Source organism: Paenibacillus sp. OT2-17 (assembly GCF_009827695.1).
Lineage (GTDB): Bacteria > Bacillota > Bacilli > Paenibacillales > Paenibacillaceae > Paenibacillus > Paenibacillus polymyxa_B.
In genome coordinates, this window is record NZ_WUDQ01000359.1 from 1 (window position 1) to 3,814 (window position 3,814).

Annotated in this window: 4 protein-coding genes; all 4 read left to right on the forward strand. The window is 44.8% G+C overall.

Features of this window, described 5'->3' with window-relative positions; all coding sequences use genetic code 11:
- On the forward strand, window positions 1-1,493 hold a 1,493-nt coding region (glgP, locus tag GRP75_RS21145), incomplete at its 5' end, for a glycogen/starch/alpha-glucan family phosphorylase (RefSeq protein WP_160790282.1).
- Between the two features lie 190 nt (window positions 1,494-1,683).
- The gene (locus tag GRP75_RS21150; RefSeq protein ID WP_028542387.1) at window positions 1,684-2,235 is read left to right on the forward strand and encodes a DUF2062 domain-containing protein; all 552 of its coding nucleotides are present in this window, start codon (window positions 1,684-1,686) and stop codon (window positions 2,233-2,235) included.
- 172 nt (window positions 2,236-2,407) lie between these two features.
- The gene (locus GRP75_RS21155; protein ID WP_160790283.1) at window positions 2,408-3,379 is read left to right on the forward strand and encodes a hypothetical protein; all 972 of its coding nucleotides are present in this window, start codon (window positions 2,408-2,410) and stop codon (window positions 3,377-3,379) included.
- A 157-nt stretch (window positions 3,380-3,536) separates the two neighbouring features.
- The coding region (locus GRP75_RS21160; RefSeq protein WP_369127584.1) for a YhgE/Pip domain-containing protein at window positions 3,537-3,814 on the forward strand (278 nt) is incomplete at its 3' end.

Consider the following 3,814-nt stretch of genomic DNA (forward strand, 5'->3'; position numbering starts at 1 on the left):
CGCTGGTTATACCGGAACTGATGCGTATTCTGATGGACGTGAAGGGCTTGGGCTGGGACGAAGCATGGGATATTACGACGCGAACCGTTTCATATACGAATCATACGATATTAAGTGAGGCGCTGGAACAATGGCCTGTCAATATGGTACGGGAGCTACTACCTCGTATTTCCTTGATCATTGAAGAAATTAACAAACGTTATTGCGCTATGCTACTGGAGCGTTACCCAGGCCAGGACATCAAAATTGGTGAAATGGCGATTATTCACGGTGAACAAATCCGTATGGCTCACTTGGCAATCGTCGGCAGCTACAGCGTTAATGGGGTGGCTGCGCTGCATACGCAAATATTAAAGGAACGAGAGATGAAGTCGTTTCACGAGCTGTACCCTGACCGTTTTAATAATAAAACAAACGGGATTGCCCATCGCCGCTGGCTGATGCACGCTAACCCGGAGCTGGCAAGCTTGTACGATGAGACCATCGGCACACGTTGGAGGACCCGTCCAAGGGAGCTCATCGACCTGCTTCGTTACAGTGGGGACGAGTCGTTCAAAGAACGGATACAGGCGATTAAGCGAAATAATAAAGTCAGGCTCGCTGAGCATGTTTTTGCAAAACAGGGAGTACGACTGGATACGTCCTCCATTTTTGATGTACAGGTCAAACGGTTACATGGTTATAAGCGACAACTGCTCAACATTTTGCATGTGATGCATTTATACAGTCAGCTTAAAAGTAATCCTGGCCTGGATGTGACGCCACGCACGTTTGTTTTTGGAGCCAAAGCCGCCCCCAGTTATTTTCTCGCCAAACAGACGATCAAGCTTATTAACAACGTGGCGGACACGATCAATCGGGATGTAGATGTCAAGGACAAGCTGAAAGTCGTTTTCCTTGAAAATTATTCGGTCTCGCTAGCGGAGCTGATTATTCCTGCGGCGGATGTCAGTGAGCAGATTTCCACGGCAGGCAAGGAAGCCTCAGGCACAGGGAACATGAAATTTATGATGAACGGTGCGCTCACAATAGGTACATTGGACGGAGCCAATGTTGAAATGCATGAAATGGTAGGGGATGCCAACATGTTCATTTTTGGATTGAAGGTGGATCAGATCGAGGCATATTACCGGGACGGCCAGTATTCGGCGCGCAAAACAGCCAATAGTGACGAAAGACTGCGTGAAGTGTTGGATCAACTCGTGAACGATGCTCCTTTTACGCGGCATGAACGGGAATTTGAGGCCATTTATCAATCCCTGATTGATCATAATGATGAATACTTTGTGCTCAAGGACTTCGCACCCTATGTGGATACACAGGTTCATATTGAACAAGTGTATCGGAATCCCTCGGAGTGGACTCGGCGTGCTATTGTCAATATGGCACACTCCGGTAAATTTTCTAGTGATTGTACGATTCAGCAGTACGCGGCTGAGATTTGGGACATTGTGCCTCTCCAAAACGATGTCAACAAGCGAATTCTGTCCTAAAACGGCGAAACAGGCGGAATAACATTGCTTTTCGAACGCTGAGGGTTATAATGACAGTATAGACATAAGTAAGGATGGGAGCTGTATTGACTCATTCCTGAACTTGAATAGTACTGTTGAAGGAGTCCTCCTATTGATAAAGCTCAATCCGAAAAGGCTCAAACCTCATAAATCGAAGAAGAAATATAATATGTTTCAAAATATATGGCGTGCGATTCGGCTGAATTTCATCAAGCTATTGCGCGCCCCTGGTGGAGTTAAAAAGATCTCTTTGGGCTTCGCCATTGGCTTTGCGCTGGAGATGATTGTGATTTCCACGGCTTCTCTGGTATACCTTGTTTTTTATCCGATTGTTCGTCTGTCCGGCGGCTCGTTGCCTGCGGCCATTGTGGGTAACGTTGTAGGTAAGCTAACCTTTTTGCCAATTGTACTGATGCCATTCGCCAAGCAAGTGGGGGCTTGGATTTATCCATCCCATTATCCGGTACATGTCAGGGGCGGACGACTTCACGAGCATTCTTTTATGGAGCTGTTTCACGGCAACTGGTCTGTATTCAGAGACTTGCTGCACGGAGGCTTGCACATCCTGATCGGCATGTCGATTTTCGGTGTGGTGCTGGGCATTATCTCGTATTTTGTCATTCAGGTTCTGTATAATCGTTCGCTGCACAAACGGTTGGAAAAGCGGAAGTTGCGTCATGGTGCAGCATTTTCGGCGGCCAGACTGCTGAAGAATGGATAACGATGCATAAGAAAGAAGCTCTTCGAGCCTATTTATTAGGTCCGAAGGGCTTCTTTGAGTTGGGGCAAGAAACTTTTATTTTTGTATTACGTCTAAGGAATATATGTATCCATTCTTTTAAGTCTCTTTTGAGACATCAGGAGGAATTGCCCCATGAAAAAATGGAGTATCCATGCTTTTGGGAACGGCTCCAGTTGCATGGGCACAGCAGCCCGCCGCTGCCATAGCTCAAAACGCACAAACTTCTGTTAACTTGGACCCAACCGCCACTAAGCGTTTAACAGATGTGCTGAACACATTAGCGGGGAAACAAACAATAAAGTTTACAAGCGCTGATACTGCTTTTGACTCATGGACGGTAAACGGTACTTTGAGCGGGACAGCTAATGCTGATTTCATCCAAAATTACGATTCCAAAAAGGGAATCGTGCAATCCACCAGCATTATTTATGATGCGGCTGATCTCAACAAAGTTATGGACAATAATCTACGCAGCAAGGTTGCATCGTTCCTGAAAACATTTGATTCTGATGGAGTGTTTAAAACGGATGCTGTCTGGCGTGTATATTCACCGGATGACGAAGGAGAACTCAAAAATTATTGGGTGCTATGGGGGCATGACCAGAGTCTCTACATTGACCTTGATCAAGGAAATAAAATAACGGCCAGCATAATGTATTCGCTCAAAGACGTTAAAGCTTCACTGTCCAACAAAGCGAATCGTTCGCTTAAAACACTTGGTATTGCTTCGAGCAATCCGTTTGAATATGTGTTTCGTCAGCATGAAGGCAATGATACCGTTTGGAATTTCCGGGACGATAATGATTTAAACAACGTGCTGATTGGCATGAAAACCGGTAAAGTGTGGGCCGTAAAAAACGAGCTTGGCATGGATTGGACGGGGGAAAAGGATTTTGTCAAAGCATTCGCTAAGCCAAAGCTCAGCCAAACTCAGGCTCTTTCAGCCGCGAAGTCGAAAGTGCAATCTCTTTTCGGAATTAACCTAAAAGGATATACCGTAAAAATTAAGGATAACGAGTATACGTTCTCCCACAAAGGCGCGGTTACTGTGGTGGGAAAAATCAATAAAAAAGGAGCATTATATTCCCTAGAGGCTATGCCCGCGAATGGAGTTCGAAATTAAGCAGAATGATTTTATTGAAAAGCGTATGATCTCTATAAGAGGCATACGCTTTTTACATATTTTGTAACAAGATTGGCTTCATTCGCTCGAATCGTTTACAATACGTGTGCATACAACAATGGACGACAGGTTAATGTACATACAAGGAGTGATGAAGTTGCGGAAGATATGGCAAATCTACTTAACAGACTGGAGAAATGTATTCAAAGTATCGACCGGGACTTTATTAGTCATTGGCATCATTCTTTTGCCTTCTGTCTATGCATGGGTGAATTTGAAAGCGATGTGGGATCCGTATGCGAATACATCTGGGATTAAAATTGCAGTAACCAGCCAAGATCAGGGTGCAGAAGTGAATGGTAAAAAGATTAATATCGGCGATGAGGTTTTGCATAACCTTCAAAATAACAAGAAGCTGGGTTGGACTTTTGTCAA

Bases quoted from the DNA above. Each gene is read 5' to 3' on its own strand.
- GRP75_RS21150 (WP_028542387.1), top strand. From the start codon at position 1,684: ATGTTTCAAAATATATGGCGTGCGATTCGGCTGAATTTCATCAAGCTA.
- GRP75_RS21155 (WP_160790283.1), top strand. From the start codon at position 2,408: ATGCTTTTGGGAACGGCTCCAGTTGCATGGGCACAGCAGCCCGCCGCT.